Origin of the sequence: Daejeonella sp. (assembly GCF_030684675.1) — a bacterium.
Classification (GTDB): domain Bacteria; phylum Bacteroidota; class Bacteroidia; order Sphingobacteriales; family Sphingobacteriaceae; genus Daejeonella.
This window is the reverse complement of the sequence record NZ_JAUXXZ010000045.1, coordinates 1-5,704: the sequence shown is the minus strand read 5'-3', so window position 1 is coordinate 5,704 and position 5,704 is coordinate 1. Positions and strand designations below refer to the sequence as shown.

Below are 5,704 nucleotides of genomic sequence, written 5' to 3'. Positions count from 1 at the left end.
GCTGATCTTAAGGATGTTCGCACTGATTAAAAGAGGGGAATCATATGTGGAAAATTACGAGAGAGCAGCATGATAGAATCTATTTTAAATTAAATTTGGAGATAAGTTAAACCTAGAATACCACGAAAGTGGGAACCTCCTTTTTACTCACTCACAGAATTTATTCGTGGCGGATACCCAATATCCTTAAGTTATAGATCAAATTAAACGTTATTTACTAAAGACAGCACAAATTATTAATACCAATCTCTTGATTACATCAAAAAATATTAATTTAACAATGGAAACACTCAAAGCAAGAAAAATGAAAAAGCAACCTAGTCCAAAAAATAGCAAGGATGTAAACAAACCACAAAGGCTACAATCCATTGATGCTCTCCGGGGTTTTGATATGCTTCTGATTTCAGGCGGAGGAACATTCCTGGTTCTACTTGAGAACAATACTGGCTTAGCCTGGATCGACTGGATTGCTGGCCAACTGAAGCATCCCGCATGGAATGGCTTTACATTTTATGATTTTATTTTCCCGCTTTTTCTTTTCATTGCCGGGGTATCCATGGCATTTTCACTGAATAAAGGAATAGAAATGGGCCTGTCAAAAGCTGAATTGTACAAAAAAGCATTCTGGAGGATGCTCATTTTAGTTATTCTTGGGATTCTTGATAAAAACCAGCCTGTCACATTTTTTGAACCCAGCCAGATCAGGGTTGCCAGTGTGTTGGGCAGAATTGGTGTTGCCGGATTTTTCGCCAGTCTGTTGTATTTGAACTTCTCCCGCCTTCACAGAATATTCTGGGTTGCCGGAATTCTGCTGCTCTACTATGCAGCCTTATTCCTTATACCGGTTCCCGGATATGGCGCAGGAAATTTAAGTATGGAAGGTAACCTTGTTGGATGGATCGATAGAAATTTTCTTCCTGGAAGGCTCCTGCAAAAAATTTATGATGAAAACGGACTCATCACTCAATTACCAGCGCTTTGCCTTACCGTAATGGGCTCAATGGCGGGTGATGTCCTGCGTTCAGACAGAAAAGAGGGTAAAAAATTGCAGATTCTCCTTATAGCCGGTATTGCAGGTATTGGTATTGGACTTTTTTGGGGACTGCATTTCCCGATCAACAAACACCTTTGGTCAAGTTCGTTCATTATGCTCACTGCCGGAATGGCCTTTTTAATCCTCAGCCTTTTCTATTATGTAATCGATGTATTGAAATTCCAAAGCTGGGCTTTCTTTTTCCAGGTTATAGGGATGAATTCATTAACCATTTATCTGGCCTATCATTTCATTGATTTTGAACACACCTCTCACGTACTTTTCGCAGGACTATATGCTCCATTACCCGAACAGTTTCATGATGCACTGGAAGCACTCGGTGCCCTGATTCTGGTATGGTCAATGATGTATTTCTTGTACAGGAAGAAGATTTTTATTAAGATTTAAGTTGTAAGTAATAAGTTCTGGGTTGTAAGTTTTAGATTCTGTTATTCATTAACTATTCTACTCATTCTCAAACTCGGGACTGGCGTTGGCGTGCCGAGTGTAAATCTTGAATTTCTTTAAAAAAGGCGCGACACACACGCACTAGCAAAAGGAGATCCTTCGTCGCTGTGCAGTTTTAGAAACAAGATAGCTATCGGGTTGAGAAAACCTTCTGGCTTCTCTGGATGACAGGCGTTTCAAATTTGCTAATTCATCCCATCGACATATCCTAGCAGTATCTTTAAACCCTCTCCCTCGGAGAGCTACCCTGTACACACATTTTTTTAATATGGAGGTTCCGGCCTGCGCCCAATGTCATTAAGTTAAGGATTACTCATAGTGTATCTTTTTGATTTTTAGTGACTTTAGGCTTTATTCGGGTTTTATATTTAGCCACATTTCGGGGGTTTGATCGTTCAGGCCTAATGGGTACCAGGTTGCCCCGAAACAGCTCTTTTAATTCATTAATGATGGGATTCATGTCTCCTTTGTTAAGAAAAACAGTAAGAATCCGATCTTTCATAAATCCATATGAAAGGGCAGTGTTTACTTTGTAGCTGTATTTGTTCTGACCCATATTTTCCTGTAGTTCTTCGGCCAGTTCGGCCACGATCAGGGACTGCAGGTTACTTACAAAAACCGCCGCATAGAAATCTTGCAATATACTTTGATTGGAATAGCCCGAGAAATGCTCAATGCCGAGCTTGTTTTTTAACTCATCAAAATAAGTTTCTATTTTCCACCTCCTGAAATACAGTTCCTTGAATAGGCTGTGTTTGTATTTCCTGCTATCTGTTAATGAGGTGATTAGAAGCTCGATTTCCCCTGCGGGTAATTCTATTCGAATAAGTCTGACTTTTAACGGTGTATTTTTAGTATAAGTTTTACCCGTAAGATCCATGCGCTTTCCTGGATAGAACTCCACGATTTGCGAATTCTTACCACTCTGGAGAAACACGCTTGCTACGGAGTTGAAATCAGATTTGGCCCTCATCAGAAAAGCAACGTTCTTTTCATAGTGTTCATGAATAAGATCGTATGATGGATATCCCCGGTCATAGATGACCAGATCCCCTTTTTTACACTGCTGCAATTGCTGCAAGGCAAGTTCGCGTTCTCCGATGTCTATAGGTGACAAAATACTATTGAGGGCCATACGGTTTGACAAATCGTAAAGCACTGAAGCACGTGCCTGGACGGTGTAGGCCTGGTTTTGGTTCGTTGACTTTCCGTACAAGTCTTCCAGTTCTCTGGTAGTAGGTAAGGTGATGCATGAACCATCTACGGCAAGCACCCTGAAACCATCCAGAATAAGTTTTACATTGGAATTGTCCGTATAAAATTCATCGTTGAGTCTGTTGATCAAATAGCGGAAGACCTCAGGAGATATTTTATTGCGGGCTTGAACAAAAGCACTTTTGGTAAAAGCAGATTGACCCCTGCCAAGCTTCTCTTTTAAATGGCTGACAAAGTTTACGATTTTCAATGAAAGACTTTTGGTCAGAAAATTAACCATAAACAGTACGGTTCCCGAAAATGACTGTTTCCTGTTCCTTGTAAAATCTTTTTCGCTCATTTTAAATCGCTCCTGAAGAAAATTACTGAAAATTTCCTTCTGAAGTACCTTTAAAATTTCAACAGCAGTTTTTTTGCATGATACTTAACTAATTGATTACCAGTATAATATACAAAAAATAATCGGCAATATCAACCTAAATAGTTGATAAACAGGAACTTAAATCCTTAACTTAATGACATTGGGCATCCGCCGGAATGACAACGTTTTGTTGTTAATTGGGAGATTCCGGCCTTCGCCGGGATCGGAGTGGAAACGACCGTACATTTAGATTCCGGCGAAGGCCGGAGTCTCCTATAATATATCGCATCGCCTTGTCCGCGAAAGCGGGAACCTTCTATACATATCTTTTGCAATTCTTTATATCCTCTATGATGTTATACAACTCAATTTAAATCAATCATTTGCTCGTTTAATCTCGTAATATTTGTGTGTACAGGGTAGCTCGGAGAGGGGTAGCACTATACCTGAAACCAGTAGTTCCGTACACAGGGTGAGGCTATAAATTTGCTAATTCTCTTTCATAGACAAATTACCTCATTGACAAATCCCTAGCCCAGATGTGACTGACGAAATCGACTTTCTAAACGCACAGGTGATTTCGTAAGTCCAATTACCCCTTCAGCCACTGATCAAACCAGTCGAAAGCCTCTTTCTGCATTTCCTTATCAAACTTATGCGGGCCGGGATAATAGGAACATTTATACTTATCCTCTGCTTTTGCTTTTGTATAGACTTCTTTCAGAATTTTATCGGCATTCTGCATTTCCGGAAGAGTATACAATTGATCTTCCGAGTCGTTTAAGACCAAAGTTGGGAGCGGAGCCCTCAATCCAAGAATCTCTGGAAAGTCCATTTCCTTTGGCAGGACCGGAACATAGGTCATCCAGGTATGAGTAAAGGATTTGTTGAGTATCAGATCTTTCCAGGTTGTCATGAAACCAACACAAACTGCACACTTTATCCTGGAATCCAATCCGCCCATAAATACAGTCCGCATACCCCCTCCTGATAATCCTGCGCATCCAACTTGATCCGGATTCACATCTTTGCGGGCACATAAAACATCCAGTGCTTTCTGGTCCTCGGCAAAAAAGACACCAGGCCAGGTAGTACCGGCGCAAAAAAGTGACTTAGCCATAGTATGCTCGTGAGCAGATGCCCAGGTATTATACGCTTTAATATTTTCTGAATTTTCAGGATCCTTATCACTTAGGCCATTGCGCATATTTGCAGGAAGATCCTGCATCATCACTCTTCGGCTTGCAAATGGAAAAGCATCAGCCACCAAAACAACATACCCTCGTTTTGCAATCTCATTGGCCCATGCCATGCCACTATAGTATGTTTTCTGATGTTCTATTATATCAGGATGCTGTTTATCGGCGGTACGTGTAATTTTTCTGGTTCCAAAATATTTGTTTGCTCCATGATCATGGAATGCCAGAATGCCAGGTAATGCTCCTTTTGCACCGGCCGGCTTTAAAAGGATCGCATCTGTAGGACGACCGTATGGTAACTGCCAGCTGAGCTCTTCAATATGCAAACCATCATATTCATATTGCTTCTTTACCGTAACCGTTGGAGTACCACCAATATCAGGAATTCCCAGACGATCAAGAATACGTTCATTTGCAGATGCTTTCCACTGATCAATATTTTGCCATTTTGCATTCCTGAAAGAATGAGAAGGAACTTTATTTTCGATTAGTGAACTGGCCCATGGCCCATAGAGGCCGATGATACTTTGTTTGGTTGGATCCAATTTTTCATTATCAACAATCGGGGCCTTTGTACCCTGACTGGAATCATTACAAGATGTGAGGCTACTCAGCATACTGCTGCTGACCACACCAACTCCAGCTATGCCTGCTACCTTAAGAAAGTCTCTGCGATTATTTTTCATCCGTTTATTATTTTGTTTTTAAATCCAACCCGCACCTGCGGGATTAAAATCAAATTATAAAACAAGATAAGGGATTTTTTAAATAGAGTGCAATAAGCGAAGACGTTTTAAACTAAATTCGGCAGCTGGTTACCTGTTATCAGTTGTCTGTTGTCTGAGATCCTATTCTAAATGAAACTGCCTGCTTCTGGGCATGAGATACTTCGTCGCCACATAATTTCAGTAACGCGATAGTATTGGGTTGAGAAAAACGGTTGGCTCCGCCTTGGGCGGATGACGTAAAGCACAAATTCACTCATTCCTCCATCGACAAATAATCTTTGAAATACCTTTAAACCCTCTCCCTTGGAGAGGGCAGCTCAAAACTTGAAACCAGTAGTTCCGTACGCAGGGTGAGGCTCAAAAAATGGTTTGACAGCTACATTATTTATTAAAGATTAAGATTTACTAGTGGACTACCCACAAATAGTGAGATAAATCCTGCTTCAGCAAAATTTCATACTCATCGTAATGAGATTCTTCGTCGCCTCACATAAAAAGTAACCCGATAGCTATCCTATCGTGTGGACACATTTCTGTGTCGTTATGCTTAGGCATCCAGTGTCCCCCTCTGGCGGGGGAATTAAAGGGGGTGGATCCTCCCCGTAGCCCCTCCAAAGGGGCACAGCATAGCGCCTAAATCCCTACTTAATAATAAATTTTGATACTTTGACACCTGTTTAAAGATGTGTCCACACGATAG

3 protein-coding genes are annotated in these 5,704 nt (G+C 40.9%); 1 reads left to right on the top strand and 2 read right to left on the bottom strand.

Annotated elements, in window-relative coordinates; translation table 11 throughout:
• Nucleotides 1–280 precede the first annotated feature (280 nt).
• On the top strand, nucleotides 281–1,441 hold the full coding sequence (locus Q8M41_RS09625) for an acyltransferase family protein (RefSeq protein ID WP_305365049.1): 1,161 nt from the start codon (nucleotides 281–283) through the stop codon (nucleotides 1,439–1,441).
• Nucleotides 1,442–1,814: 373 nt separating this feature from the next.
• Here Q8M41_RS09625 and Q8M41_RS09620 read toward each other — a convergent pair whose 3' ends face one another.
• Together Q8M41_RS09620 and Q8M41_RS09615 are read right to left on the bottom strand one after the other, a co-directional pair.
• The gene (locus Q8M41_RS09620) at nucleotides 1,815–3,089 is read right to left on the bottom strand and encodes an IS4 family transposase (RefSeq protein WP_305365050.1); all 1,275 of its coding nucleotides are present in this window, start codon (nucleotides 3,087–3,089) and stop codon (nucleotides 1,815–1,817) included.
• 580 nt (nucleotides 3,090–3,669) lie between these two features.
• The gene (locus Q8M41_RS09615) at nucleotides 3,670–4,962 is read right to left on the bottom strand and encodes a dienelactone hydrolase family protein (protein ID WP_305365048.1); all 1,293 of its coding nucleotides are present in this window, start codon (nucleotides 4,960–4,962) and stop codon (nucleotides 3,670–3,672) included.
• Nucleotides 4,963–5,704 lie beyond the last annotated feature (742 nt).